The sequence below is a fragment of the Streptomyces sp. NPDC036813 genome, from assembly GCF_055609245.1.
In genome coordinates, this window is the sequence record NZ_JBVJPV010000004.1 from 493588 (window position 1) to 519517 (window position 25930).

The following is a 25930-nucleotide window of genomic DNA, read 5'->3' on the forward strand; positions in this document are numbered from 1 at the left end:
ACAGCATGAGCATGGCCGTGGCCGGCATGATCGCCGGCATGGCACTGGGCTTCGCCGGATACTTCGGCGGCTTCGGCGCCTTCGTGCTGGTGGCGGCACTGGGCGCCATTGGTTTCGTGGTCGGCCGGTTGGCGGAGGGAGACCTCGACATCGGCGACTTCTCCCGCGCGCGCAGTGACCGGCGGCGGTGACGCCCGTGACCAGTGGGGCCGGTGAGCTCCGCAGACCCCGGGGCGCCGTGCTGCCCCGCGAGCGCGGCGCGACACGGATCGCCGACCGGGTGGTGGCGAAGGTCGCCGCACAGGCGGCGCGCGAGGCGATCGGGACGCTGCCCGAGGACGCCGCGACTCCGCACGCCACGGTGGTCGTCCACCACAACACCGCGCGTCTGCGCGTCCACCTCGAACTCGACTACCCCACCGACATCGGTGCCCGCTGCCGAGAGGTGCGTCGCCATGTCGCCGAGCGGGTGGGCGCGTTGGTGGGCATGGAGGTTCCGGAGGTCGCCGTGCACGTCGAACGGCTGCACCTGACGCCGGCGCACGGCGCGCCGCAGGGGAGGACGTCATGAGTGAACCCGAGGGGGCCACCCAGCGGCTGCCCGTGCTGGAGAAGGCCGAGCCCGCCCCCGAGGAGGGCGGTCACCCTCCCGCGCGGCGCTTCTGGTCGGCCCGCCGCATCCCGGCCGGCATCGTCGCCGCGCTGCTCCTGGGCGGCTTCGGTCTCCTGCTGTACGACATCAGCGCCGTCCGGGCCGGCCATCCGGCGATGCGCTGGCGCCGGGTCCTCGCCCGGCAGCTCGCCACCCGGCCGTTGGACGACATCTGGGTGCGGGTCGGCGCGGGCGTCGCCGCCGCCCTCGGGCTGTGGCTGATCGTGCTGGCCCTCACCCCCGGACTGCGGGCCCTGCTGCCGATGCGCCGCACGCACGCCGACGTGCGGGCCGCGCTGACCCGGGACGCGGCCGCGCTGGTGCTGCGCGACCGTGCGATGGAGGTGGCGGGTGTGCAGTCGGCGCGGGTCCGGGTGCACCGCAGGAAAGCGGACGTCCGCGCGATGGCGCACTTCCGTGAACTCGACGACGTACACGCCGACCTGGACGCGGTGCTCGGCGACGCGGTGCGCGGACTGGGCCTGGCCCGGCCGCCCCGCCTCGCCGTGCGCGTCCGGCGGCCCGGACGCAAGGGGTGACCTTCGATGCTCACCACCGTCAACCGGGTGCTGCTCGCGCTGGCCGGGCTCGTGCTCGTGGCGCTGGGCGGTGCGGTCCTCGCCGTGGGGCTGGGCGCGCCGGCGCCTTCCTGGTGGATCCACGCCGACCGGCACGACGTGCTGCTGAGCGACGCCGAGCGCACCCACTGGCGGGGCACCGACTGGTGGTGGCCGGCGGTCATCGCCGCGCTCGCCGTCCTGCTCCTGCTGGCCCTGTGGTGGCTGACCGCGGTGCTGCGGCGCCGCCGGCTCGCCGAGGTCCTCGTCGACACCGGCGACGGAGAGGGCGCGCGGCTGCGCGGCCGCGCCCTGGAGCGGGTCCTCACCGGCGACGCGGGCACGCTGGACGGTGTCGCTCGCGCGCAGGCGCACCTCACGGGCCACCGCACGTCGCCCTCGGCGCGCATCCGGGTCCACCTGGAACCGCACGTGGACCCGGAGACGGCCCTGCATCACCTCACCGCCCAGACCCTCGCCCACGCCCGCGAGACGGCAGGCCTGTCCTCCCTGCCCGCGGAAGTACGGCTACGGGGCGTCAGACACGGCGCGGAGAGGGTCGGCTGAGCCGGCGGGCCCGTCGGTTCAGAACCCGTGCCGTGTGCCGCCGTCCACGGGCAGCATCACGCCCGTGACGTAGGAGGCCGCCGGGGAGATCAGGAACGCCGCCGCGCGGCCGAACTCCGCGGGGGCGCCGTAGCGGCGCAGCGGGATGCGCGACTCGCTCGCCGCCCGCGTCGCCTCCGGGTCGGCCGACAGGGCGTCCAGCTCCCGCACCCGGTCGGTGTCGATACGGCCCGGCAGCAGCCCCACGACCCGGATGCCGCGCGGCCCCAGCTCGTCCGCGAGGGACTTGGCGAACCCGGCGAGGCCCGGCCGCAGTCCGTTGGAGATGGTAAGGCCGGGGATCGGCTCGTGCACCGACCCGGACAGCACGAAGCCGATGACACCGCCCGGCTCCAGCTCGGCCGCCGCCGTCCGCGCCAGCCGTACCGCGCCGAGGAACACGGAGTCGAACGCCGCCCGCCACTGCTCGTCGGTGTTGTCGGCGACGAAGCCGGGCGGCGGCCCCCCGACGCTGACGACGACGCCGTGGAAGCCGCCGAAGTGCTCGCGGGCGGCGGCGACGAGCCGCTCGGGCGCGTCCGCCTCGGCGTTGTCCACGGCCACCCCCACCGCGTTCGCGCCCAGTTCGGCGGCCGCTTCCGCTACCCGCTTCTCGTCCCGTCCGCTGATGACGACCTTCGCACCGTCGGCGACCAGCTCCCGCGCGGTGGCGTTGCCCAGCCCGCGCGTGGCTCCGGTGACGACGTACACCCGGTCCTTGAGTCCAAGATCCATGGCCCTATCCTGCCTCCTGCCCGCCGAAGAGGGCGAGGGCGGTGTTGACCAGGCCGATGTGGCTGAACGCCTGCGGGAAGTTGCCCAACTGCCGGCGGCCGGCCGGGTCGTACTCCTCGGACAGCAGCCCCACGTCGTTCGCCACGCCCACCAGACGTTCGAACAGCTCCCGCGCCTCCTTCGTACGGCCGCTCGCGTGCAGGGCGTCCGCCAGCCAGAACGAGCACGCCAGGAACGTGCCCTCGTCGCCGGGCAGCCCGTCCACCGTGGTCCCGTCGGTGGAGTAGCGGCGCACGAAGCCGTGGTGGCCGAGCTCCTCGCGGATCGCCTCGATCGTGCCGAGCACCCGCGGATCGTCCGGCGGCAGGAAACCCACGCGCGGGATGAGCAGCAGCGCGGCGTCCAGTTCCCTGGAGCCGTAGTACTGGGTGAAGGTGTTGCGCTGCTTGTCGAAGCCCTTCTCGCACACCTCGCGGTGCACCTCGTCGCGCATCGCCCGCCAGCCGTCGAGGTCGCCGTCGAGATCCTGGTGTGCCTCCAGCGTGCGCACCGCCCGGTCGGCGGCGACCCACACCATCACCTTGGAGTGCACGAACTGCTTGCGGCCGCCGCGCACCTCCCAGAGCCCCTCGTCGGGGCGGTGCCACTGGTCGCGCAGCCAGTCCAGCAGGGAGCGCTGGATCGCCCACATGTGCGGCTTGGTGGACAGCCCCGCGCGGCGGGCCAGCCAGAGGGAGTCCATCACCTCGCCGTACACGTCGAGCTGCAGCTGCCTGACCGCGTCGTTGCCGATGCGTACGGGGGTGGAGCCGGCGAAGCCGGACAGCCACGGCAGCTCCACCTCCGGCAGCCGCCGTTCGCCAGCCAGCCCGTACATGATCTGCAGGTCGGCCGGGTCGCCCGCGACCGCGCGCAGCAGCCAGTTGCGCCACTCCTCCGCCTCGTGCCGGTAGCCCGCCGTCAGCAGCGCGCCCAGGGTGAGGGTGGAGTCGCGCAGCCAGCTGTAGCGGTAGTCCCAGTTGCGCACGCCGCCGATCTCCTCCGGCAGCGACGTCGTCGGCGCGGCGACGATGCCGCCGGTGGGGACGTAGGTGAGCGCCTTGAGGGTGATCAGCGAGCGGACCACGGCATCGCGGTACGGGCCGTCGTAGCGGCACCGGGCCACCCAGCCGCGCCAGTCCCGCACACTGCTGCGCAGCGCCTCGTACGGGTCGATCTGCCGGGGGCGCGGCTCGTGCGAGGGGTGCCAGGTCAGCACGAACGCCACCGACTCGCCCTTGCCGACGGTGAACTCCGAGTGGGTCCCGAAGTCCTCGCCCCAGGTCCGCACCGAGGGCTCGCTGCGCAGCCACACCGAGTCCGGTCCGGCGACGGCGACCCGGTGGTCACGGGAGCGGCGCATCCACGGGACGATCGAGCCGTAGTCGAAGCGGATCCGCAGGGTGCTGCGCATGGTGACACGGCCGTCCAGGCCCTCCACGATGCGGACCAGGTCGGGCGCGCGGTCGCGCTGCGGCATCAGGTCGGTGACCCGCACGCGACCGTCGGGGGTGTCCCACTCGGTGTCGAGGACGAGGGTGTCGCGGCGGTAGGCGCGGCGGGTGCAGGGGCCGTCGACGCCCTGCGGAGCGAGGCGCCAGTGGCCGTTGTCCTCGTCGCCGAGGAGCCGGGCGAAGCACGCGCCGGAGTCGAAGCGGGGCAGACAGAGCCAGTCCACGGAGCCGTCACGGCCCACCAGGGCCGCGGTCTGCTCGTCGCCGATCAGGGCGTAGTCCTCGATGCGGTTGTGCACGCAGTTCCGGGTTCCCGCGCGGGGATCACGGCAATCAGCGGGTGCGCCGGGGGAGTGAGAGCCCGCAGCTCACACCGTCGCGGGGGTGCTCTCCTCGGCCGTCTCCCGCGCGGCCTGCTGCGTCCGGTCCCGGATCTCGCGGCGGGCCATGACCGCCCAGCCGACGGGGACACACGCGGCGAACAGCCACCACTGGATGGCGTAGGCATAGTTCAGCGCGGAGTCCTCCATGCCGGGCGTGCCGCCGATCAGCTCGGGGCTGCCGCCCTTGGGGTGCGGCGCGCTCAGCGCGAGGTAGCCGCCGACCACCTGCGCGCCCAGACGCCGCGCCTGCTGCTCGCTGTTGATCAGCATGATCTGCCGGTCCGGCAGTCCCTTGACTTCCTTGATGCCGCTGGCCGCGGTCGTCTCGTCGGGCATCAGCCGCCCGGTCACGGTGAGCTCGCCGCTCGGCGGGGGAGGGATCTTCGGGAACGCGGTCTGGGTCGGGCCGTCGGCAGGGATCCAGCCACGGTTGACGAGGACGATCTTGCCGTCCGTGAGGACGAAGGGGGTGAGGACGTGGAACCCGACCTCACCGGAGTCGTCGACCCGCCGCCGCACGACCACCTCGCGCTCCGCCTCGAAGCGGCCCGTGGCGGTCACGTTGCGGTAGCGCTGCTCGGTGGTGACGGTGTGCCCCGGGGAGGTCAGCCGCTCCACGGGCACCGGCTTGGAGTCGAGGGCGGCGGACACCAGCTGGTTGCGGGCGCTGCGCTCCTCGTAGCGGTGCATCTGCCAGAAACCCAGCCGGATCATCGTCGGGATCAGCGCGATCGCGACGACGGTGAGGATCACCCACTGGCGGGTCAACAGGAAGCGGTACACCCCACGACGGTACATCTCGGGCCGTGGGGTGCTCGCACAGGGGGTGTGCCGAGGGGGTGCTCCGGGAGGTGCTCCCGGGCCGGTTCAGACCCGGTCCGGGTGCTCCGGGAGGTGCTTCCGGCCCGGCTCAGACCCGGTCGACGATGCCCGCCTTCCCTTCCGCGCGGGCGCAGTGGGCGCCGCAGAACCAGTGGCCCTCGACCTCCACGCCCTGGCCGATGATCTGGACACGACAGTGTTCGCAGATGGGGGCCATGCGGTGGATCGCACAGGAGAAGCAGTCGAAGACGTGCACCGCGCCCTGGGCGTGGACCTCGAAGGTCATTCCGTAGTCATTGCCGCAAACTTCGCATCTCGCCATGGGGCTCAGGGTGAGCCGTCGGCCGGACGCGGGCGAGCGGGCGCCGGGCGAGTCGCGGCGCAATCACCCGTCCGTACGGGTCACCCGTCGGCCGGCTCCACATCCGCGAGCAGCTGGCCGAACGCCGCCTCGTCCACCACCGGCGTGCCGAACTGCCGGGCCTTGACCACCTTGGACGTGCCCGAATCGGGGTCGTTCGTGACCAGCAGGCTGGTCAGCCGGGAGAGGCTGGTCGCCACATGCAGCCCGGCCTCGACCGCCCGGTCCTCCAGCAGCTCGCGGTCGGTCGACGTGTCACCGGAAAAGGCGACCCGCATTCCCTGCTTGAGCCTTTTGCCCACTTCGTACCGACCCGGGTTGGGATAGGGGCATGCGGGCCTTTTGCGGGACGGACGCCAACTGCCGGAGCCGGAGCTGCCGTAGCCGTACGAGCCGCCCGGCTGCCGTCCGATCAGCGGCGCGGGACCGTCCCGCCACTCCGTCAGCGGCCGGCACTCCTGCAGCGGCAGCCGCGCCCCGCTCGCCGCCGCGGCCCTGAGGCTCGGCCGGAACGCCTCCGCCAGCACGCGCGCGTCATCCAGCGCGTGGTGGGCCCGCTGCTGGACGACACCGAAGTGGGCGGCCAGCGTCTCCAGCTTGTGGTTGGGCAGCGGCAGCCCCAACTCCTTGGACAGTGCGATGGTGCACAGCCGCTGCCGCACCGGGGCCTCGCTCTCGGCGCGCGCGTACTCCCGCGCGATCATCTGCCAGTCGAAGACCGCGTTGTGCGCCACCAGCACCCGGCCGGACAGCCGCGCCGCGAACTCCTCTGCGACCTCCCGGAACAGCGGCGCCCCTTCGAGGGTGTCGCTTGTCAGGCCGTGGATCCACACCGGCCCCGGGTCGCGCTCGGGGTTGACCAGCGTGTACCAGTGGTCCTGGACCTCGCCGCGCGCGTCCAGCCGGTAGACGGCCGCGGAGATGATGCGGTCGTCCCGGGCCAGGCCGGTGGTCTCCACGTCAACGACCGCGTATCCCTGGGGATACGCGGCCGGCCACTCGGTGGGGGAGGAGACTGCGGTCGCGAGGTCTTCGAGCATGGTCACTGAGGATACGGGCCGCCACTGACAGCACCGTCCGTCAGGTCCGCCCCCCGCCAGGCGGATTCGCGCCACCGGCGTGCCCGATACGTCCCTTCTTCGGCCGAAACGCCGCCGCTTCGGCCGTGTTCGCCTGCGCCGTGTTCGCCTCCCGCCACGGAACGGCGGGTCGGCGCTCGGGCCCTCGCCGCCCGGTGCCATGCTCCCGGTGTGACCGACTCCAACCATGACGAAGCCCACGGGGGCGCGCTCGGGGAGCGGCTGAACTGGCTGCGGGCGGCGGTGCTGGGCGCCAACGACGGCATCGTGTCGACCGCCGGTCTCGTCGTCGGCGTGGCCGGGGCCACCGACGACCGTGCGGCCCTGCTGACGGCCGGCCTGGCCGGGCTGCTCGCCGGGTCCATGTCGATGGCGGCCGGCGAGTACGTGTCGGTGTCCACCCAGCGCGACTCCGAGCTCGCCGCGCTCGCCCTGGAGAAACGGGAGTTGAGGGAGCAGCCGCAGGCGGAGCTGGAGGAGCTGGCCCAACTCCTCCAGGAGCGCGGGCTGTCGTACGAGGTGGCCCGGGAGGCGGCCGAGCAGCTGACGGAACGGGACGCGCTGCGCGCGCACGCGCGCGTGGAGCTCGGCATCGACCCCGACGCGCTGACCAACCCGTGGCACGCGGCCTGGGCGAGCTTCTTCGCGTTCACCGTGGGCGCGCTGCTGCCGCTGCTCGCCATCGTGCTCCCGCCCGCCGGCCGGCGGCTCGCGGTCACGGTCGTCTCCGTCCTGGCCGCCCTGGTGCTCACCGGGTGGAGCAGCGCCCGCCTCGGGGCGGCGCACCCTGGCCGGGCCGTGCTGCGGAACGTCGCGGGGGGCGCCCTGGCGATGGGCGTGACCTACGCGGCGGGGGCCCTGCTGGGGGCGGCCGGGGTCTGAGGGCTCACAGCGGCCGCGTCTGAGGGACAGGGTGATGGGTCCGACGGAGCGGGTGGCGGGCGGCGGGGCGAGCGCCGGCGCCCGGGGACGCCCGCCCTCCGAAGGGCGGCCGCCGAGGTCACTGGCGTACCGTGAAGTGCGCTCGCCACCCCTGAGCGCTGTTCACGACACCGCACGAGAAAGATCCTCGCCATGCGCGCCACCACGATCCACGCCCCGTACGACATGCGCGTGGAGGACGTGCCCGAGCCCGTGGTGCAGCTGCCCACCGACGCCGTGGTCCGGGTGCTGCGCGCCTGCATCTGCGGCAGCGACCTGTGGGCGTACCGCGGCGAGGCGGCCCGGCAGCCGGGTCAGCGCATCGGCCACGAGTTCCTCGGGGTCGTCGAGGAGACCGGCTCCGAGGTGACGACGGTCCGGCGCGGCGACCTGGTGGTCGCGCCCTTCATGTGGTCCGACGGCGTCTGCGACTACTGCCGCGAGGGCCTGACCACCTCCTGCGAGCACGGCGGCTTCTGGGGCTCGGTCGGCTACGACGGCGGCCAGGGCGAGGCCGTGCGCGTGCCCTACGCCGACGGCACCCTCGTGCAGCTCCCCAAGGACGCGGCGTCCGACGAGCACCTGCTGTCCGCCTTGCTGACCCTGTCCGACGTGCTCGGCACCGGCCACCACGCCGCCCTCGGCGCGGGCGCCCGCCCCGGAGCGACGGTCGCCGTCGTCGGTGACGGCGCGGTCGGCCTGTGCGCGGTGCTCGCGGCCAAGCGGCTCGGCGCCGAGCGGATCATCGCGCTCGGCCGGCACGAGGTGCGCACCGGCATCGCCCGCCGCTTCGGCGCCACCGACGTCGTCGCCGAACGCGGGGACGCGGCCGTCGAGGCCGTCCGCGAACTCACCCGCGGCCAGGGTGCGCACGCCGTCGTCGAGGCCGTCGGCACCGAGCAGTCCATGAAGACGGCCGTCCACATCACCCGCGACGGCGGCGCCATCGGCTTCGTCGGCGTGCCGCACGGCAGCGGCACCGGACTCGACCTCGGTGTGATGTTCGACCGGAACATCGCCCTGCGCGGCGGTGTCGCCCCGGTCCGCGCCTACATCCCCGAGCTGCTGCCCGACGTCCTTTCGGGGCGTATCGACCCCTCGCCGGTGTTCGACATGACGGTCGGCATCGAAGGCGTGCCCGACGGCTACAAGGCGATGGACGAGCGGACCGCCCTGAAGGTGCTCGTCACCAACGACCGGTGAAGCAACGACCGGCGATCCGCGGCGATCGGTGATCCGCGACGGCGGGCGATCCGCGTCGGCGGGCGATCCGCGACGACCAGTGAGCCGCTAGGACCAGCGGATCGGCAGTGGCAGCGCCGTCAGCAGGCCCGACACCGCGACCACGGCCCCCAGCGCGACGACCTCCGCCCGCGCGGGCGCGCACGCGCTGAGCGGGTCGGCGGCCCGACGCAGCCGCCTGCGCGCCACCAGGGCGAGCACGGCGACGACGGCGACGAGCAGCACCTTGGCCAGCAGGGTGCGCCCGTACGCCGTTGTCGTCAGCTGTTCCACGATCGTCTCCGGCGGCATGCGGCGCAGCGCACTGCACACCCCGGTCGCGGTGATCGCGGCGAGCAGGATGACGGCCACGCGCGCGTAGAGGCCCAGCAGGGCCGCCCCGGCGGCACCGCCGGCCCAGCGGCGCAGGGTACGCAGGGCCGACAGCAGACCGCCCGTCCACAGCGCCGCGCACGTCAGATGCACCACGGTGAGCGAGGAGCCGAGCAACGGGGTGTGCTCGGTCGTCGGATGGGCGCGCAGCGCCTCGGCGGCGACCACCGCGGCCAGCGGCCACACCTGTCTGCCGGGCCGCTCCGACTGCGCGCACAGGCCGGCCAGCAGGAAGGCGTTGACCTCCAGCAGTGCCAGCTTGCCGTCGCGGGACCGGTAGAGGCCGCCGACGTCGATCTGGTCCAGGCTGTGCGGGACCAGGTTGCCGGTGGCCACCACCGAGGCGAGCGCCAGCGCGGCGACGAAACCGGCGGCCGCGGCGTACGGCGCCCAGCTGCGCGGCCGTTCCCCCGCCGCGCCGGGCACCCGCCGGGCGAGCCGGGCGGCGAACAGCTCGCCCGCCGGCACGGCCAGCGCGGCGAACAGCACGGTGCGCAGCAGGCCGATGCCCGCGACACCGGGCGCGGCGGCCTCCCCGGTGTCGTGCAGCGCGGCCGACGGGCCGAGCAGCGGTATCAGCGCTCCGAGCGCCACGAGGACGAGAACGGCGACGGTCCGGGCCGTGCCGGTCCGCCGTCCGGCGCCGCCCGCGTCGGCGACCTCGGGGGTCGGTCGTGTCAAGGTCACCTCGAGATCTTCACCAGCCGCCCAGAACCGGGCAAGTCCATGGAAACAACTGGCTGTACGGCATTCCGCCGATCCGTACGTTTCCGGCCGCGGACCGGCTCACGTCCAGCGGGCGGGATCGGCGCCCCACGGGCCGGAGGGACGGGCCCAGTCGGCGGGACCGCCGGCGAACGACACGGCGGGCCGCGCGTGGCGCAGCCGGCCCAGCGCGCTGTCGGTCTCGGCGAGCCACGCCCCGGGCCCCTCGTACGTGTCGCGCGACCCGGCCGGCACGTCGGAGGTGCCGGCCGTGAGCCAGGCCGCCGTGCGCGCCAGCGCCAGCCGCACGCACCGGCTGCCGCCCTGGCGCGTCTGTTCCGTCACCGCCCGCAGCACCGCTGCCGCGAGCAGATACCCGGTGCCGTGGTCGAGGGCCTGGGCGGGCAGTGCGCCCGGCTCCTCGGCCGACCCCTCGGTGACCGCGATGCCGGTCGCGACCTGCACCAGACTGTCGAACCCGCGCCGTGCCGCCCATGGTCCCCGCGACCCCCACGCCGAGACCTGAGCCACCACGATCCCGGGCCGGCGTGCGGCGAGCGCCCGCGGTGACAGCCCGAACCGGTCGAGGGCGCCGGGCCGGTAGCCGGTGACGACGACGTCCGCACCCGCCAGCAGCTCTTCGAACGTCTCGCGGTCGGCCGCGAGGTCCAGCAGCGCCGACCGCTTGCCGAGGCCGGTGTCGGCGTGCTGGTCGGGCAGTTCGGGCAGCCAGGGGGCGTCGACGCGGAGCACGTCCGCGCCGAGCAGGGCGAGCGTGCGGGTGGCGACGGGTCCGGCGAGGACCCGGGTGAGGTCCAGGACGCGCAGCCCGGCGGCGGGCAACAGGGGCGTGCCGGTGAGCGGCGCGAGCACGCGCTCGGGGGAGGCGTCCAGCCGTTCCCGCTCGACAAGGGGGCGTGCCGCGACGGCGGCGGCCTGGGGGTGGCGGGCCCATTCCCCGGGGGTGCGCAGGGCGACGGCGAGGCCGCCTGCGGCGTACACGCTCTCCTCGACGTCGGCGGCGGACCGCCCGGCGAGCACGGCCCGGACGACGCTCACGTCCTCGGGGAGACCGCCCAGTGCGGCGAGCAGCCGGGCGCGGTGGTGCGGGTAGTTGGCGTGGGTGCGCACCCAGCCGTCGGCCGTGCGCCACAGCCGTGACAGCGGCGCGAACGAGACCGGTGCCCGTCCGTCGACGCGCAGCAGCCGCTCGCTGCCGAAGGCGGCGGCCACGGCGCCGTCGTCCACCCGCACGGCCGGCACGTCGGGGAGTCCGGCACGGCGCGCCGCCAGCTCGGCGGCGGCCAGCGCGCACGCCCCGACGCACGCGCGTGCCAGCTCCCGCACGGGAAGGCGCGCCGTCAGAGCGCCCTCCCGCACCACGGTGGACGTCCGCGCGAGGAGGGCGGGATCGCCGCCCAGCGCGGACCACGCGTACTCGATGTCAGTCATGACTGCACTATGCAGTATTGACTGAATCAATATCTGAACGGGATCAGCTTAATCCGCAGCCCGGGACGCGGACTACTTGGTCACCGCGTCCAGCGCGTCCGCCATGCCCCAGCCGTAGAAGCCGTTGCGGTTCTTCGTGCCCTCGCACACCGCGTCGACCTTGCCGTCGGCGTCGATGTCGTAGGGGTCCGTGCACGGCGTGGCGTCGGCCTCGGCGTACAGCAGGGCCTTGACCAGGGCCGGCGAGGCGTGCGGGTGTGTCGACTTGATCAACGCGGCCACACCGGCGACGTGCGGCGTCGCCATCGACGTACCGGCCATGTAGCCCCACTTGCCGCCGGGCAGCGTGCCCAGGATCAGGCCGCTGGTGGCCGGCGGGGCCGGGGTCTGGTAGCGGGTCGAGTCGCCGCCGGGGGCGGCTATGTCGATCACGCCCAGGCCGTAGTTGGAGAAGGACGACTTGAGCCCCTTCGCGCCCGTCGCCGCCACCGTCACCACGCCCGGCAGCTGGGTCGGGATGTCGAAGCACTTCGACGGGTCGATCACCCGGTCGCCCGGGGTGGAGTCGTTCGGCGAGACCGGATCGGTGATCTCGTCGGCGGCGAGGTCGTAGCTCTCGTTGCCCGCCGCGGCGATGTTCACCGCGCCCTTCTTCTCCGCGTACCGCGACGCGCGCGTGACGGCCTCCACCAGCGCCTTCTGGTCCGGATCGTCGGCGCAGTTGAAGTACCACGGGTCGGTGTAATAGCTGTTGTTCGTCACGTCGACGCCGTGCTCCGCCGCCCAGACGAAACCGCAGACGACCGCCTCCGTGTAGAAGAAGCCGTCCGGGTTGCCCACCTTGATGCCGGCGACCTTCACGCCCGGGGCGACGCCGGTCATGCCGACGCCGTTCTTCGCGGCGGCGATCTCCCCGGCCACGTGCGTGCCGTGCGGGCTCTCCGCCGCGCTCGGCCGCCACGCACCGTCGGCGGTGTCCGGCTTGCCCGACACGCAGTTGACGGACGCGGCCCGGTCGAAGTTGGGCGCGATGTCCGGGTGGGTGTCGTCGACGCCGGTGTCGATCACCGCGACGGTGACGTCCCGGCTGCCCAGCGTCTTCTCGTGCGCCTTGTCCGCCTTGATGGCCGGCAGATCCCACTGCAACGGCTCCAGCGGGTCCTGCCCGGCGGCGGCCTGCGCGGCGGCGACCTCCTGGTCGGTGAGCACCTTCGGTGCGCCCATGTCGCCCGTGGACTGGGCCGGCAGCGGCGCGGTACGCGTGGCGCCCGCCGACTGCACGCCCGGCACCTTGCGCACGGTCCTGGCGAAGTCGGCGTTCGAGGAGTGGACGACGATCACGCCGATCTGGTCGTACGACGTCACGACCGTGCCGCCGGCCTTGGCGATGGCCTGCTTCACATGCGCCAAGACGCCATGCCCCGGCGGGACGTTGACGACGTAGCTGAGCGCGGCCGAGTCGGCGGCCACGGGCGCCGGCTGCTGCGGCGCGGCCGAGGCGGTGACGTCGGGCAGGAACGCCAGAGCGGTGGCCAGGGCCATGCCGGCCGGGATCGCCACGAGGCGGCGGTGGCGCTGGTGGGACGCTGTCATGGTGTGCATGTCTCCAGTTCGTTCGCGGTACGAGCGGGCCGTGCGGAAGTGCCGGAGGGGACCGGTCACTTGACCGCGCGCAGCGCGTCGACGACGCCGAAGCCGTAGAAGCCGTTGACGCGCTTGCCACCGACGCAGGTCGCGTCCACCACGCCGTCGCCGTTACCGTCGTACGGTCCGGCCGGGCAACCCGGGTTGTCGGCCTGCGCCTTGAGCAGCGCCTGCAGCTGGGCCGGGGTCGCGTGCGGGTGCGCGGACTTCAGCAGCGCGGCCACGCCGGCCACGTGCGGGGAGGCCATCGAGGTGCCCTGGAGGAAGCCGTACTGGTTGCCCGGCATCGTCGACAGGATGCGGCCGTTCTTCGACGGGGTGTCCGGGATCTGGTACTTGTCACCGCCCGGCGCCGCCACGTCCACCACACCCAGGCCGTAGCTGGAGTAGTACGACTTGGTGCCCTTGACGCCGGTGGCGCTCACCGTGACCACACCCGGCAGCTGGGTCGGCACGTCGAAGCACTCGTGCGGGTTCACCGTCCGGGTCACCGGGGTCGCGTCGTCCGGGCTGGAGTCGTCCACCAGCGCGTCGGAGTCCAGGTCGTCGTTGGAGTTGCCCGCCGAGGCGACGTTGAGGGTGCCCCTGCGCTGGGCGTACAGCTGGGCCCTGTTGACCGCGTCGACAATGGCCCGCTGGTCGGGGTCGTCCATGCAGTTGTACAGCCACGGGTCCACGTAGTAGCTGTTGTTGGTGATCTCCACGCCGTGGTCGGCCGCGAACACGAACGCGCAGACCACGTTCTCCGGGTAGAACAGGCCGTCCTTCGGGTCGCTCACCTTGATTCCGGCGACCTTCACACCCGGCGCGACACCGGCCACCCCGATGCCGTTGCGGGCCGCGGCGATCTCACCGGCGACATGCGTGCCGTGGTAGTCCTCGGCCGGGTTGTACGGCCGCCAGGCGCCCTCACTGGTGTCCGGGACACCGCCCACGCAGTTGGCCGACTGGGACCGGGAGAAGTTCGGCGCCAGGTCGGGGTGGGTGTCGTCCACACCGGTGTCGATGACCGCGACGGTGACCTTCGGGCTGCCCGGGTCGGTCTTCGCCGCCTTGTCGGCGCCGATCGCGCGCAGATCCCACTGGTCGGCCTCCAGCGGCTCCTCGCCCGCCGCAGCGCCCTGGGTGACCTTCGCGGCCTCGGCCTTCGACAGGTACTGCACCGCGCCCTCTTCGGTGGTGCCCGCCGCGCTGAGCGGGGCCGTACGCGTGGCGCCCGCCGACTGCACGCCGCGCACCGTGCGTATCTCCTTGCCGAAGTCCGGGTTGGCGGAGTGCACGACGAAGACGCCTATGCGCGCGTACGTCGCCACGACGGTCCCGCCGTGCGCGGTGATCGCCTGCCGTACCGACTCGATCGTGCGGTGGTCGGTCCGCGTGTTGACGACGTACGCCAGCGTTCCGGCCGTGCTCGCCTGTGCGGTGGCCCCGGCGTGCGGCGCCGCCGACGCCACCGACGGCAGGAAGCCGAGCGAGGCGGTCAGCGACATCACGACGGGCACGGCCAGGGCGAGACGGCGTCTGGAGCGCAGATGAGCCATGGGGTCTCCACATCATCCGGAAAAGAAACCGGCCCGAGACACAGGTGGTCCTCGGGCAGGTACATGACGGGTGGTGCAGGCCGAAGCTATCCCGGCATCTCACCGGCCAGCAATGACCCATGAGCCGGTAAATGAAAGAAAAAGCGTCAAGTGAACCGGCCCGCGCGTGGCGTCGTGACGTTCAGTGGGGACTCCCCGCACTATCGGGATCCCCGGCCGCACACACCCGCGACGCGAGGAGAACCAGGTGGCTACCGAGACACCGCCCCCCTCCCGAACCTCCACCTCACTGCCCGCCCAGGAGGAGTTCGTCCAGATGCAGCAGAGCGCGGAGTTCGGGGAACTGCGCCGCTCCCACCGCTCCTTCGCCTTCCCGCTCACCGTCGCGTTCATCGTCTGGTACCTGCTGTACGTCCTGCTGTCCAACTACGCGGGCGCTTTCATGGGCACCCAGCTCGTCGGCAACATCAACGTCGCCCTCGCGCTCGGCCTCGCCCAGTTCCTCACCACGTTCCTCATCGCCTGGTGGTACGCCCGGCACGCCGCCGCCAAGCTCGACCCCAAGGCGGAGGCGATCAAGTCCCGGATGGAGGACCGGACATGAGCGCGGCAGCGATCACCCTGGCCGCCGGTGAGGCGAGCGAACACCGGACGCTGATCATCACCCTGTTCGCCGTCTTCGTCGCCGCGACCCTCGTCATCACCGTCTGGGCCGGCCGGCAGACCAAGGACGCCGCCGACTTCTACGCCGGCGGCCGGCAGTTCACGGGCTTCCAGAACGGCCTCGCCGTCTCCGGCGACTACATGTCCGCCGCGTCCTTCCTCGGCATCGCCGGCGCCATCGCCCTCTTCGGCTACGACGGCTTCCTGTACTCCATCGGCTTCCTGGTCGCCTGGCTGGTCGCCCTCCTCCTGGTCGCCGAGCCGCTGCGCAACTCCGGCCGCTACACCATGGGCGACGTGCTCGCCTACCGGATGCGCCAGCGCCCGGTGCGCACGGCGGCCGGTACGTCCACCATCGTCGTGTCGATCTTCTACCTGCTCGCGCAGATGGCCGGCGCCGGCGTCCTGGTGTCCCTGCTGCTCGGCATCACCAGCGACGGCGGCAAGATCGGCATCGTCGCCCTGGTCGGCGTCCTGATGATCGTCTACGTCACCATCGGCGGAATGAAGGGCACCACCTGGGTCCAGATGGTCAAGGCGGTCCTGCTCATCGCGGGCGCCCTGCTGCTGACCTTCCTGGTGCTGCTGAAGTTCGACTTCAACGTCTCCGACCTGCTCGGCTCCGCCGCCGACAACAGCGGCAAGGGCGCCGCCTTCCTGGAGCCCGGCCTGAAGTACGGCGCCACCGGCACCACCAAGCTGGACTTCCTCTCCCTCGGCATCGCCCTGGTGCTCGGCACCGCCGGCCTGCCGCACATCCTGATCCGCTTCTACACCGTCCCGACGGCCAAGGCCGCCCGCAAGTCCGTCATCTGGGCCATCGGCCTGATCGGCGCCTTCTACCTGATGACCCTCGCCCTCGGCTTCGGCGCCGCCGCGCTCATCAAGCCGGACGAGATCATCGCCTCCAACAAGGCCGGCAACACCGCCGCCCCGCTGCTCGCGCTGCACCTCGGCGGCACCGACTCCAGCTGGGGCGCCATCCTGCTGGCCTCCATCTCGGCGGTCGCCTTCGCCACCATCCTCGCCGTCGTCGCGGGCCTGACCCTGGCGTCCTCGTCGTCCTTCGCGCACGACATCTACGCCAACGTCATCAAGAAGGGCCGGGCCACCGAGAAGCAGGAACTGGGCGCCGCCCGCTGGGCCACCGTCGGCATCGGAGCGGTCTCCATCGTCCTCGGCGCCCTCGCCCGCGACCTCAACGTCGCCGGTCTGGTCGCCCTCGCCTTCGCGGTCGCCGCCTCCGCCAACCTGCCGACCATTTTCTACAGCCTGTTCTGGAAGCGGTTCACCACCGCCGGCGCCCTGTGGTCCATCTACGGCGGCCTGGTCACCGCGGTCGGCCTCGTGCTGTTCTCGCCGGTCGTCTCCGGCAAACCGTCGTCGATGTTCCCGGACGTGGACTTCCACTGGTTCCCGCTGGAGAACCCCGGCCTGATCTCGATCCCGGTCGGCTTCCTGCTGGGCGTCCTCGGCACCCTGCTGTCGAAGGAGCCCCCGGACACCGGCAAGTACGCCGAACTGGAGGTGCGCTCGCTGACCGGCACCGGAGCCCACTGAGCGGCCCCTGGCACATCCTCCGAGCGGCCGTGGCGTGGGTCCCTGGTAGGTACCTACGACACGGCCGCGTCTTACGTCGTGGGATCGGGCTGGTGTCCCTGTCAGTGCTGTCACGTAGGCTCACAGGTGACGAACCGGTGAGCTGGATACCCATGACGGGTACGACTGCTCCGTGACGAGGGAGGGGGCCCACGTGCTCATCGACACCTACGGCCGGGTGGCCACCGACCTGAGGGTCTCGCTGACCGACCGCTGCAACCTGCGGTGCACCTACTGCATGCCCGAAGAGGGCCTGCAGTGGCTGGCCAAGCCGGACCTGCTCACCGACGACGAGATCGTCCGGCTGATCGGCATCGCCGTCAGCTCCCTCGGCATCACCGAGGTCCGCTTCACCGGCGGCGAGCCCCTGCTGCGCCCCGGCCTGGTCGGCATCGTCGAGCGCGTCGCCGCCCTCTCCCCGCGCCCGCAGATGTCCCTGACCACCAACGGCATCGGCCTCAAGCGCACCGCCGCCGCCCTGAAGGCGGCCGGCCTGGACCGGGTCAACGTCTCCCTGGACACCCTGCGCCCCGACGTCTTCAAGGCCCTCACCCGCCGCGACCGTCACAAGGACGTCCTGGAAGGCCTCGACGCCGCCCGCGACGCCGGACTGACCCCCGTCAAGGTCAACACGGTGCTGATGCCGGGCCTCAACGGCGACGAGGCCCCCGACCTCCTCGCCTGGGCCATCGAGCACGACTACGAACTGCGGTTCATCGAGCAGATGCCGCTCGACGCCCAGCACGGCTGGAAGCGCGACGGCATGATCACCGCCGGAGACATCCTGACCTCGCTGCGCACCCGCTTCGAGCTGACCGCCGAGGGCCAGGAGAAGCGCGGATCGGCCCCGGCCGAGCGCTGGGTCGTCGACGGCGGCCCGCACGTGGTGGGCGTCATCGCCTCCGTCACGCGCCCCTTCTGCGCCGCCTGCGACCGCACCCGCCTCACGGCCGACGGCCAGGTCCGCACCTGCCTGTTCGCCACGGAGGAGACGGATCTGCGCGCCGCCCTGCGCTCGGGCGCCCCCGACGAGGAGATAGCCCGCATCTGGCGCCTGGCGATGTGGGGCAAGAAGGCGGGAGCGGGCCTGGACGACCCGAGCTTCATCCAGCCGGACCGCCCGATGTCGGCGATCGGGGGCTAGCCCCGGCCGGGGCGCACGACGGGGCTCAGGCGCCCTCGGGCGCCTGCCACTCCTCGAAGCTCACGACGTCCTTGAGGAAACCGCGCACCCCGAGGAACTGGGAAAGATGCTCCCGGTGCTCCTCGCACGCCAGCCACGTCTTGCGCCGCTCCGGCGTGTGGATCTTCGGGTTGTTCCACGCCAGCACCCACACGGCGTCGGCGCGGCAGCCCTTGGCGGAACAGATCGGGGTCTCGTCACTCACAGCTTCGTCTCACAGAAACAGGCGCACAAAAGGCGACGCCGAGCAGCCACGGGGGGAGCTGCCCGGCGTCGGTCCGTCGCTCCGACGGGGGATGCGGAGCGCGTACGCAGTATGTCACGACCCACAGGCCGCGGGGCAGCGGAACAACAGGATTGATCTGAGCATTTCTTGAGCTTCGCGCACAGGCCGCGCACAACCGGCGCGCACCGCACTCACACCTGCGGCTCGGGCGGCTCCTTGACGGCCCGCTCGGCCCGTTCCGCTCCCGGTTCCGCGAAGCCCCCGTCGAACCGCTCGTCCTCCCGCGGGGGCGCGATCATCGTCCGGACCGGCGTCGTCAGAAACGTCGAGGGCAGCCCCGGCGCGTTCTCCCGCCCCGCGTTGGCGACCACCACCGCGATGTAGGGCAGCACCGCGCCCAGGACCAGCGCCGCGATCGCGACGTAACGCTCCACGTTCCACAGGGAGACCGCGAGGATCACCGACAAGGTGCGGATCGTCATCGAGATGACATACCGGCGCTGCCGACCGCGCACGTCCTCCTGCAGGCCCGTGCGCGCCCCCGTGATCCGGAACACCTGGGTGTTGCCGCTGTCGTGCTGCAGCTTCCGCATCGAATTCCACCACCCGCCCGCTCGGACTCCCCCGGACATCCCGGACACGTCCACGGTACGCCGCCCCTGCGTCGCCCACGAGACCGGGTCCCCACCCCGTCGGGCACGCGCGACCTGCGCCGTAGCGCGTACGGCGGTACCCGGCATGCGCCGTACGGCGTACGGCCCGAGACTCGTCGTAATGCTCACGTCGAGCGGGACGAGGAGGCAGCCATGGGCTGGTTGTGGGCGATCATCGTCGGATTCGTGCTGGGGCTGATCGCAAAGGCGATCATCCCGGGCAAGCAGCACAGTCCCCTGTGGCTGACGACCATCTTCGGCATGCTCGGCGCCATCGTCGGCAACGCCGTGGCGCGCGCCGCGGGTGTCGAGGCCACCTCGGGCATCGACTGGATGCGCCATCTGTTCCAGCTGGTCGCCGCGATCATCATCGTGGCCGTCGGCGACATGGCGTACATGGCCATGTGGGGGAACCGCAAGCAGCGTCAGCGGGCCTGAACGAGCCGGGCCCCGCACCCTCGAGGGATGCGGGGCCCGGCACCGCGCTCACGCTCCGGTGACCTCGACGGCCGCCAGGTTCTTCTTGCCGCGCCGCAGCACCAGCCAGCGCCCGTGGAGCAGGTCCTCCGTGGCGGGGACCGCGTCCTCGGCGGTGACCTTCACGTTGTTCACGTAGGCGCCGCCCTCCTTCACCGTGCGCCGGCCGGCCGACTTGCTGGGCACGAGGCCGACCTCGGCGAACAGGTCGACCACCGAGGCCGGCTCGGTGACCCGCACATGCGGCACCTCGGACAGCGCCGCGGCCAGCGTGGGCTCGTCGAGGTCGGCGAGCTCGCCCTGGCCGAACAGCGCCTTGGACGCGGCGATCACTGCGGCCGTCTGGTCGGCGCCGTGCACCAGCGTCGTCAGCTCCTCGGCCAGCGCACGCTGCGCCGCACGGGCCTGCGGACGCTCCTCGGTCTGCTTCTCCAGCTCCTCGAGCTCCTCGCGGGACTTGAAGGACAGGATGCGCATGTACCGCGAGATGTCCCGGTCGTCCACGTTCAGCCAGAACTGGTAGAACGCGTACGGCGTCGTCATCTCCGGGTCCAGCCAGACGGCGCCGCCCTCGGTCTTGCCGAACTTGGTGCCGTCCGCCTTGGTCATCAGCGGCGTCGCCAGCGCGTGCGCCGTGGCGTCCGGCTCCAGCCGGTGGATCAGGTCCAGGCCGGCCGTGAGGTTGCCCCACTGGTCGCTGCCACCCTGCTGGAGCGTGCAGCCGTAGCGCCGGTAGAGCTGCAGGAAGTCCATGCCCTGCAGGATCTGGTAGCTGAACTCGGTGTAGCTGATGCCCTGGTCGGACTCCAGGCGCCGGGCCACGGAGTCCTTCGTCAGCATCTTGTTGACGCGGAAGTGCTTGCCGATGTCCCGCAGGAACTCGATCGCGGACAGGCCCGCGGTCCAGTCCAGGTTGTTCACCATGATCGCGGCGTTCTCGCCCTCGAAGGACAGGAACGGCTCGATCTGGCGGCGCAGCTTGTCCACCCAGCCGGCGACCGTCTCCGGGTCGTTCAGCGTGCGCTCGGCGGTCGGGCGCGGGTCACCGATCAGGCCCGTCGCGCCGCCGACCAGCGCCAGCGGCCGGTGGCCGGCCTGCTGGAGCCGGCGCACGGTGAGCACCTGCACCAGGTGCCCCACGTGCAGCGACGGCGCGGTCGGGTCGAAGCCGCAATAGAACGTGACGGGACCGTCCGCGAGAGCCTTGCGCAATGCGTCCTCGTCGGTGGACAGGGCGAACAGCCCACGCCACTTCAGCTCGTCGACGATGTCCGTCACGGTGGTATGTCTCCTAGAACGAAGGAAAAACGGAGAAAACAGTGCGGGCTTCCCCGAAGGAAGGCGTCCCCCCAGTCTATGGGGGGCCACCGACACCTCAGACGCCCTGGCTGACCGAGCTCATGTTGAAGTCCGGCACCCGCAGGGCAGGCATCGCAGCCCTAGTGAACCAGTCGCTCCACTCCCGCGGCAGCGTCTTTTCCGTACGCCCGGCCTCCGTGGCCCGCCCGAGCAGGCCCACCGGCGACTCGTTGAACCGGAAGTTGTTCACCTCGCCGGCCACCTCGCCGTTCTCCACCAGGTAGACGCCGTCCCGGGTCAGACCGGTCAGCAGCAGCGTCGCCGGGTCGACCTCGCGGATGTACCACAGGCAGGTCAGCAGCAGCCCGCGCTCGGTACCCGCGACCATCTCCTCCAGGGAGCGGTCCGCACCGCCGTCCAGGATCAGGTTGTCCGCGCCCGGCGCGACCGGCAGCCCGGTCAGGCCGGCGCTGTACCGGCTGGTGGTCAGATGCCTCAGCTCACCCCGGCTGATCCACTCGGTGTCCTCCACCGGCAGACCGTTGTCGAACACCGACTGGTCCCCGCCCGAGGAGTGCGCGATCACGAACGGCGCCGACTCCAGGCCGGGCGCGTGCGGGTCGCTGCGCAGGGTCAGCGGCAGGTCGGTGAGCCGCTCGCCCACGCGCGTGCCGCCGCCCGGCTTGGAGAACACCGTCCGGCCCTCGGCCGCGTCCCGCGCCGACGCCGACCACAGCTGGTAGATCAGCAGGTCCGCCACGGCGGTCGGCGGCAGCAGCGTCTCGTACCGCCCGGCGGGCAGCTCCACGCGCCGCTCCGCCCAGCCCAGGCGCACGGCCAGCTCGGCGTCCAGCGCCGTAGGGTCGACGTCCTTGAAGTCCCGCGTGGCGCGGCCCGCCCACGCCGAGCGGGTGCGGTCGGGCGACTTGGCGTTCAGCTCCAGCGTGCCGGTCGGCTGGTCGTGCCGCAGCCGCAGCCCCGTCGAGGTGCCCAGGTACGTCGAGACCAGCTCGTGGTTGGCGAAGCCGTACAGCTCCCGTCCGCCCGCACGCGCGCGTGCGAACGCCTCGCCCAGTGCCGGGGCGAAGTCCCCGAAGACGGCCGAGGAGGTCTCCGCGGGCGGCTCGGCGAAATCGGCGGACTCCGGCACCCCGGCCACCAGCGGCTGCGCGTCCTCGGCGGGCCCGGCGCCGCGCGCGGCGGCCTCGGCGGCCCGCACCAGCGGCTCCAGCTCGTCGGCGGTCACCGCGGACCGGGAGACCACTCCGGACGCCGTGCCCTCCTTGCCGTCGACGGTCGCGATCACGGTGAGGGTGCGCCCGCGCGTGACGCCGTTGGTGGTGAGCGCGTTCCCGGCCCAGCGCAGGTTCGCGGTGGACCGCTCGTCGGCGATCACCACACAGCCGTCGGCCCGGGACAGCTGAAGGGCCCGCTCGACGATCTCGTGCGGCTTGTTCGTCGCGGCGCTCATCGACCGGCCTCCTGCGTGGTGTTCAGAATGTTGACGCCCTTGAACAGGGCCGACGGGCAGCCGTGGGAGACGGCGGCGACCTGCCCCGGCTGGGCCTTGCCGCAGTTGAACGCACCACCGAGGACGTACGTCTGCGGGCCGCCGACGGCCGCCATGGAGCCCCAGAAGTCCGTGGTCGTGGCCTGGTAGGCCACGTCCCGCAGCTGCCCGGTGATCCGCCCGTTGTCGATCCTGAAGAACCGCTGACCGGTGAACTGGAAGTTGTACCGCTGCATGTCGATCGACCACGACCGGTCCCCGACGACGTAGATCCCGCGGTCCACCGACCCGATGAGATCCTCCGTCGACATCCCCGCCGGGTCCGGCTGGAGCGACACGTTGGCCATGCGCTGCACCGGCACATGCGCGGGGGAGTCGGCGTAGGCGCACCCGTTTGACCGCTCGAAGCCGGTGAGCTTCGCGATCCGCCGGTCCAGCTGGTAGCCCACCAGCGTCCCGTCCTTCACCAGGTCCCAGGACTGCGCCGCGACGCCCTCGTCGTCGTAGCCGATCGTGGCGAGCCCGTGCTCGGCGGTGCGGTCGCCGGTGACGTTCATCAGCTCCGAGCCGTACCGCAACGTGCCGAGCTGGTCGAACGTGGCGAAGGAGGTGCCGGCGTAGGCGGCCTCGTAGCCGAGCGCGCGGTCCAGCTCGGTGGCGTGCCCGATGGACTCGTGGATGGTCAGCCACAGGTTCGACGGGTCGACGACCAGGTCGTACAGCCCCGGCTCGACGCTCGGCGCGCGCATCTTCTCCGCGAGCAGCTCCGGGATCTCGGCGAGCTCCCGGTCCCAGTCCCAGCCGGTGCCGGTCAGATACTCCCAGCCGCGCCCGGCGGGCGGCGCGAGGGTGCGCATGGACTCGAACTCGCCGCTGGAGTCGTCCACCGAGACGGCCGTGAGCACGGGGTGCAGCCGCACCCGCTGCTGGGTGGTCACGGTGCCCGCGGTGTCGGCGTAGAACTTGTTCTCGTGGACGGTGAGCAGCGAGGCGTCGACGTGGTCGACCCCGTCCGCGTCCAGCAGCCGCCGGCTCCACTCCGTCAGCTGCCCGGCCTTCTCCTCGTCCGGCACCGAGAACGGATCGATCTCATAAGCCGAGATCCACGTCTTGTCGGCGTGCACGGGCTCACCGGCCAGCTCCACCCGCTCGTCGGATCCCGCGGCCTTGATGACCTGTGCGGACAGTTTGGCCATGGCCACCGCCTGGGAGGCGACCCTGGCGGCGGCGTCCATCGTCAGGTCCACGCCCGAGGCGAACCCCCACGTCCCGCCGTGCACGACCCGCACCGCGTACCCGAGGTCGGTGGTGTCCGACGACCCGGCCGGCCTGGCGTCGCGCAGGCGCCAGGACGCGTTGCGCACCCGCTCGAGCCGGAAGTCGGCGTGCTCCGCCCCGAGCGCACGCGCGCGTGCGAGCGCGGCGTCGGCGAGGGCGCGTAGGGGGAGTGCCGTGAAGGCTTCGTCGATCGTATGAGGCACCGAGGTCTCTCCTGTCGTCGTGACCTGTCGTCGTGACCTGTGGTTGACCCGATCATGTCGCGCCCGCCCGGCCGCGGACCACACGTTTGCGGCTGACGTGCGTCGCTTTCTGTAGGGACCCCACAGTCAGTTCCGTATGCCGCTGTCGGTGCCCGAATGTCCGCGCGCCCGGGCGGACCGATAGGTTTTCCGGGAAGCCGCCTGTCATTCCAGCTGTCCGGGCGGGTGTGTCCGACCGTAATCGAAAGGGTGATCCGTTGAGCCGCTCGGTTCTCGTCACCGGAGGCAACCGGGGCATCGGCCTCGCCATCGCCCGCGCGTTCGCCGACGCCGGCGACAAGGTCGCCATCACGTACCGCTCGGGGGAGCCGCCGGCCGGCTTCCTCGCCGTCAAGTGCGACATCACCGACCCCGAGCAGGTGGAGCAGGCCTACAAGGAGATCGAGGCCGAGCACGGTCCGGTCGAGGTGCTCATCGCCAACGCCGGTGTCACCAAGGACCAGCTCCTGATGCGCATGTCCGAGGAGGACTTCACCTCGGTCATCGACACCAACCTCACCGGCACCTTCCGGGTCGTCAAGCGCGCCAACCGCGGCATGCTGCGCGCCAAGAAGGGCCGGGTCGTCCTGATCTCGTCCGTCGTCGGGCTGCTCGGCTCCGCGGGGCAGGCCAACTACGCCGCCTCCAAGGCCGCCCTCGTCGGCTTCGCGCGCTCCCTCGCCCGTGAGCTGGGCTCGCGCAACATCACCTTCAACGTCGTCGCGCCCGGTTTCGTCGACACCGACATGACCAAGACGCTCACCGACGAGCAGCGCAAGAACATCGTGGCGCAGGTGCCGCTGGGCCGCTACGCGCAGCCGGACGAGATCGCCGCGACGGTGCGGTTCCTCGCCTCGGACGACGCCTCGTACATCACTGGAGCCGTCATTCCCGTTGACGGCGGACTGGGAATGGGTCACTGATCACCATGAGCGGAATTCTCGAGGGCAAGCGCGTCCTGATCACCGGTGTGCTGATGGAGTCCTCCATCGCCTTCCACGCCGCCAAGCTGGCCCAGGAGCAGGGCGCCGAGATCATCCTGACCGCGTTCCCGCGGCCCACGCTGACCGAGCGCATCGCCAAGAAGCTGCCCAAGCCCACCAAGGTCATCGAGCTCGACGTCACCAACGACGAGCACCTCGGCCGGCTCGCCGACCTGGTCGGCGAGGAGCTGGGCGGCCTCGACGGCGTCGTGCACTCCATCGGCTTCGCGCCGCAGGACGCGCTCGGCGGCAACTTCCTGAACACGCCGTTCGAGTCCGTCGCCACCGCGATGCACGTCTCGGCGTACTCCCTGAAGTCGCTGACCATGGCCTGCCTGCCGCTGATGCAGAACGGCGGCTCGGTCGTCGGTCTCACCTTCGACGCCCAGTTCGCCTGGCCGCAGTACGACTGGATGGGCCCGGCCAAGGCCGCCCTGGAGGCCACCAGCCGCTACCTCGCCCGCGATCTGGGCAAGCAGAACATCCGCTGCAACCTCATCTCCGCGGGCCCGCTCGGCTCCATGGCCGCCAAGTCCATCCCTGGCTTCAGCGACCTGGCCGCCGTGTGGGACACCCGCTCCCCGCTGGAGTGGGACCTGAAGGACCCGGACCCGGCCGGCCGCGGCATCGTCGCCCTGCTGAGCGACTGGTTCCCGAAGACCACCGGCGAGATCGTCCACGTGGACGGCGGTCTGCACGCCATCGGCGCCTGATCGCCGCCGACCCGGTCACGACCGGCCGTGAAGGGCCCGCACCCCCTGGGTGCGGGCCCTTTCCGCATCACCCGTTCGGCTCACCGGCCGGGCGGACAGCGGCGCTCACCACGCACGCTGGAAGGGCACCGCCCCGCAGCCGTACGGCCGAGGAGGTCTGCTTGTGCGCCTGTTCCGCAGCCTCGCCCCAGTGACCGTCGCCGCCGCTGTCGTCCTCTGCCTGCCGTACGAAGCGCTGCCCCACGCGCGTGCGGCGCGCCCCGCCGCCGAGCAGCCCTTCGGCGCCGAGTGCCGCACGACCGTCCACGGCTCCGAGGTCGTCGCCTGGTGCCACAACCCCTATGTGGGCACCGATCGCGTCGCTCTGCACATCGAGTGCGCCCGATGGTGGGACCTCGACACCGACTCCGCCCCGGCCCAGGTCGGCCCGGCCACGACCGTACGGCTGACCGGGCGCTGCTGGAAGGAGGTCGAGGCGGTGTGGATCAGCCACGACAAGGGGTGAGCCGTGTGGATCGGTCAGGGGGAGGGCCGAGCCG

At 72.3% G+C, this 25930-nt stretch carries 27 protein-coding genes; 13 read left to right on the forward strand and 14 right to left on the reverse strand.

Annotation, left to right across the window (positions count from 1 at the left end; all coding sequences use genetic code 11):
- Window positions 1-5 precede the first annotated feature (5 nt).
- Genes ACZ67Q_RS12220 through amaP form a run of 4 tightly spaced genes read left to right on the forward strand, consistent with a single transcriptional unit; the run spans window position 6 to window position 1776 of the window.
- Window positions 6-191, forward strand: a complete 186-nt coding sequence (locus ACZ67Q_RS12220) for a hypothetical protein (RefSeq protein WP_471179979.1) — start codon at window positions 6-8, stop codon at window positions 189-191.
- Window positions 188-571, forward strand: a complete 384-nt coding sequence (locus ACZ67Q_RS12225) for an Asp23/Gls24 family envelope stress response protein (protein ID WP_471179982.1) — start codon at window positions 188-190, stop codon at window positions 569-571. Before ACZ67Q_RS12220 ends, ACZ67Q_RS12225 begins: the two co-directional genes overlap by 4 nt.
- A complete protein-coding gene (locus tag ACZ67Q_RS12230; protein WP_471179984.1) occupies window positions 568-1191 on the forward strand; it encodes a DUF6286 domain-containing protein in 624 nt (207 codons plus the stop codon). The genes ACZ67Q_RS12225 and ACZ67Q_RS12230 overlap by 4 nt, the downstream gene beginning before the upstream one ends.
- Window positions 1192-1197: 6 nt before the next feature.
- The gene (gene amaP / locus ACZ67Q_RS12235; RefSeq protein ID WP_471179986.1) at window positions 1198-1776 is read left to right on the forward strand and encodes an alkaline shock response membrane anchor protein AmaP; all 579 of its coding nucleotides are present in this window, start codon (window positions 1198-1200) and stop codon (window positions 1774-1776) included.
- A gap of 18 nt (window positions 1777-1794) precedes the next feature.
- Here amaP and ACZ67Q_RS12240 read toward each other — a convergent pair whose 3' ends face one another.
- From ACZ67Q_RS12240 to ACZ67Q_RS12260, 5 genes are all read right to left on the reverse strand, one after another.
- Window positions 1795-2550, reverse strand: coding sequence for an SDR family oxidoreductase (locus tag ACZ67Q_RS12240; RefSeq protein WP_471179989.1), 756 nt, complete (start codon window positions 2548-2550; stop codon window positions 1795-1797).
- Between the two features lie 4 nt (window positions 2551-2554).
- Window positions 2555-4342 (reverse strand): glycoside hydrolase family 15 protein, encoded by a 1788-nt coding sequence (locus ACZ67Q_RS12245; protein ID WP_471179991.1) that lies wholly within the window; start codon window positions 4340-4342, stop codon window positions 2555-2557.
- Between the two features lie 69 nt (window positions 4343-4411).
- On the reverse strand, window positions 4412-5209 hold the full coding sequence (locus tag ACZ67Q_RS12250; protein WP_471179993.1) for an SURF1 family cytochrome oxidase biogenesis protein: 798 nt from the start codon (window positions 5207-5209) through the stop codon (window positions 4412-4414).
- 127 nt (window positions 5210-5336) lie between these two features.
- The gene (locus ACZ67Q_RS12255) at window positions 5337-5570 is read right to left on the reverse strand and encodes a hypothetical protein (RefSeq protein ID WP_361637674.1); all 234 of its coding nucleotides are present in this window, start codon (window positions 5568-5570) and stop codon (window positions 5337-5339) included.
- Window positions 5571-5650: 80 nt separating this feature from the next.
- Window positions 5651-6649, reverse strand: a complete 999-nt coding sequence (locus tag ACZ67Q_RS12260; RefSeq protein WP_471179996.1) for a DEDDh family exonuclease — start codon at window positions 6647-6649, stop codon at window positions 5651-5653.
- A gap of 210 nt (window positions 6650-6859) precedes the next feature.
- On the opposite strand from ACZ67Q_RS12260, the gene ACZ67Q_RS12265 reads away from it, so the two are divergent.
- Together ACZ67Q_RS12265 and ACZ67Q_RS12270 are read left to right on the forward strand one after the other, a co-directional pair.
- Complete coding sequence (locus ACZ67Q_RS12265) at window positions 6860-7570, forward strand: VIT1/CCC1 transporter family protein (RefSeq protein ID WP_471179999.1); 711 nt, start codon at window positions 6860-6862, stop codon at window positions 7568-7570.
- Between the two features lie 192 nt (window positions 7571-7762).
- Window positions 7763-8812, forward strand: a complete 1050-nt coding sequence (locus ACZ67Q_RS12270) for a zinc-dependent alcohol dehydrogenase family protein (protein ID WP_471180001.1) — start codon at window positions 7763-7765, stop codon at window positions 8810-8812.
- A gap of 87 nt (window positions 8813-8899) precedes the next feature.
- Here ACZ67Q_RS12270 and ACZ67Q_RS12275 read toward each other — a convergent pair whose 3' ends face one another.
- The 4 genes from ACZ67Q_RS12275 to ACZ67Q_RS12290 all read right to left on the reverse strand — a co-directional run bounded on the left by ACZ67Q_RS12275 (window position 8900) and on the right by ACZ67Q_RS12290 (window position 14565).
- Window positions 8900-9910: a CopD family protein gene (locus tag ACZ67Q_RS12275; protein ID WP_471180003.1), complete on the reverse strand. Its 1011-nt coding sequence runs from the start codon at window positions 9908-9910 to the stop codon at window positions 8900-8902.
- Window positions 9911-10009: 99 nt separating this feature from the next.
- Window positions 10010-11380, reverse strand: coding sequence for a CoA transferase (locus ACZ67Q_RS12280; protein WP_471180006.1), 1371 nt, complete (start codon window positions 11378-11380; stop codon window positions 10010-10012).
- A 72-nt stretch (window positions 11381-11452) separates the two neighbouring features.
- The gene (locus ACZ67Q_RS12285) at window positions 11453-12973 is read right to left on the reverse strand and encodes a S8 family serine peptidase (protein WP_471180008.1); all 1521 of its coding nucleotides are present in this window, start codon (window positions 12971-12973) and stop codon (window positions 11453-11455) included.
- Window positions 12974-13038: 65 nt separating this feature from the next.
- Complete coding sequence (locus ACZ67Q_RS12290) at window positions 13039-14565, reverse strand: S8 family serine peptidase (protein WP_471180010.1); 1527 nt, start codon at window positions 14563-14565, stop codon at window positions 13039-13041.
- Window positions 14566-14812: 247 nt separating this feature from the next.
- On the opposite strand from ACZ67Q_RS12290, the gene ACZ67Q_RS12295 reads away from it, so the two are divergent.
- From ACZ67Q_RS12295 to moaA, 3 genes are all read left to right on the forward strand, one after another.
- Complete coding sequence (locus ACZ67Q_RS12295; RefSeq protein WP_471180012.1) at window positions 14813-15169, forward strand: DUF485 domain-containing protein; 357 nt, start codon at window positions 14813-14815, stop codon at window positions 15167-15169.
- Window positions 15166-16788: a solute symporter family protein gene (locus tag ACZ67Q_RS12300; RefSeq protein WP_471180015.1), complete on the forward strand. Its 1623-nt coding sequence runs from the start codon at window positions 15166-15168 to the stop codon at window positions 16786-16788. Before ACZ67Q_RS12295 ends, ACZ67Q_RS12300 begins: the two co-directional genes overlap by 4 nt.
- A gap of 193 nt (window positions 16789-16981) precedes the next feature.
- Complete coding sequence (gene moaA, locus ACZ67Q_RS12305; RefSeq protein ID WP_471180116.1) at window positions 16982-17971, forward strand: GTP 3',8-cyclase MoaA; 990 nt, start codon at window positions 16982-16984, stop codon at window positions 17969-17971.
- Window positions 17972-17996: 25 nt separating this feature from the next.
- Here moaA and ACZ67Q_RS12310 read toward each other — a convergent pair whose 3' ends face one another.
- Both ACZ67Q_RS12310 and ACZ67Q_RS12315 read right to left on the reverse strand, forming a co-directional pair.
- Entirely contained in the window at window positions 17997-18215 is a 219-nt protein-coding gene (locus ACZ67Q_RS12310) for a hypothetical protein (RefSeq protein WP_471180017.1), read from the reverse strand.
- Window positions 18216-18427: 212 nt separating this feature from the next.
- Complete coding sequence (locus tag ACZ67Q_RS12315) at window positions 18428-18829, reverse strand: DUF3099 domain-containing protein (protein WP_471180018.1); 402 nt, start codon at window positions 18827-18829, stop codon at window positions 18428-18430.
- A 213-nt stretch (window positions 18830-19042) separates the two neighbouring features.
- Between ACZ67Q_RS12315 and ACZ67Q_RS12320 the strand changes: the two genes are divergently transcribed.
- Complete coding sequence (locus tag ACZ67Q_RS12320; protein ID WP_471180020.1) at window positions 19043-19327, forward strand: GlsB/YeaQ/YmgE family stress response membrane protein; 285 nt, start codon at window positions 19043-19045, stop codon at window positions 19325-19327.
- Between the two features lie 48 nt (window positions 19328-19375).
- Here the strand turns inward: ACZ67Q_RS12320 and tyrS are convergent, their stop codons facing one another.
- The 3 genes from tyrS to ACZ67Q_RS12335 form a co-directional block, all read right to left on the reverse strand.
- Window positions 19376-20644, reverse strand: coding sequence for a tyrosine--tRNA ligase (gene tyrS, locus ACZ67Q_RS12325; RefSeq protein WP_471180022.1), 1269 nt, complete (start codon window positions 20642-20644; stop codon window positions 19376-19378).
- Between the two features lie 97 nt (window positions 20645-20741).
- A complete protein-coding gene (locus ACZ67Q_RS12330; RefSeq protein ID WP_471180025.1) occupies window positions 20742-22136 on the reverse strand; it encodes a metallopeptidase TldD-related protein in 1395 nt (464 codons plus the stop codon).
- Entirely contained in the window at window positions 22133-23656 is a 1524-nt protein-coding gene (locus ACZ67Q_RS12335; protein ID WP_471180027.1) for a TldD/PmbA family protein, read from the reverse strand. Before ACZ67Q_RS12335 ends, ACZ67Q_RS12330 begins: the two co-directional genes overlap by 4 nt.
- A 257-nt stretch (window positions 23657-23913) precedes the next feature.
- On the opposite strand from ACZ67Q_RS12335, the gene fabG reads away from it, so the two are divergent.
- From fabG to ACZ67Q_RS12350, 3 genes are all read left to right on the forward strand, one after another.
- Entirely contained in the window at window positions 23914-24618 is a 705-nt protein-coding gene (gene fabG / locus ACZ67Q_RS12340) for a 3-oxoacyl-[acyl-carrier-protein] reductase (RefSeq protein ID WP_361637643.1), read from the forward strand.
- Between the two features lie 5 nt (window positions 24619-24623).
- Window positions 24624-25391, forward strand: coding sequence for an enoyl-ACP reductase FabI (gene fabI, locus ACZ67Q_RS12345; protein ID WP_471180030.1), 768 nt, complete (start codon window positions 24624-24626; stop codon window positions 25389-25391).
- A gap of 163 nt (window positions 25392-25554) precedes the next feature.
- Complete coding sequence (locus tag ACZ67Q_RS12350; RefSeq protein WP_471180032.1) at window positions 25555-25896, forward strand: hypothetical protein; 342 nt, start codon at window positions 25555-25557, stop codon at window positions 25894-25896.
- Window positions 25897-25930 lie beyond the last annotated feature (34 nt).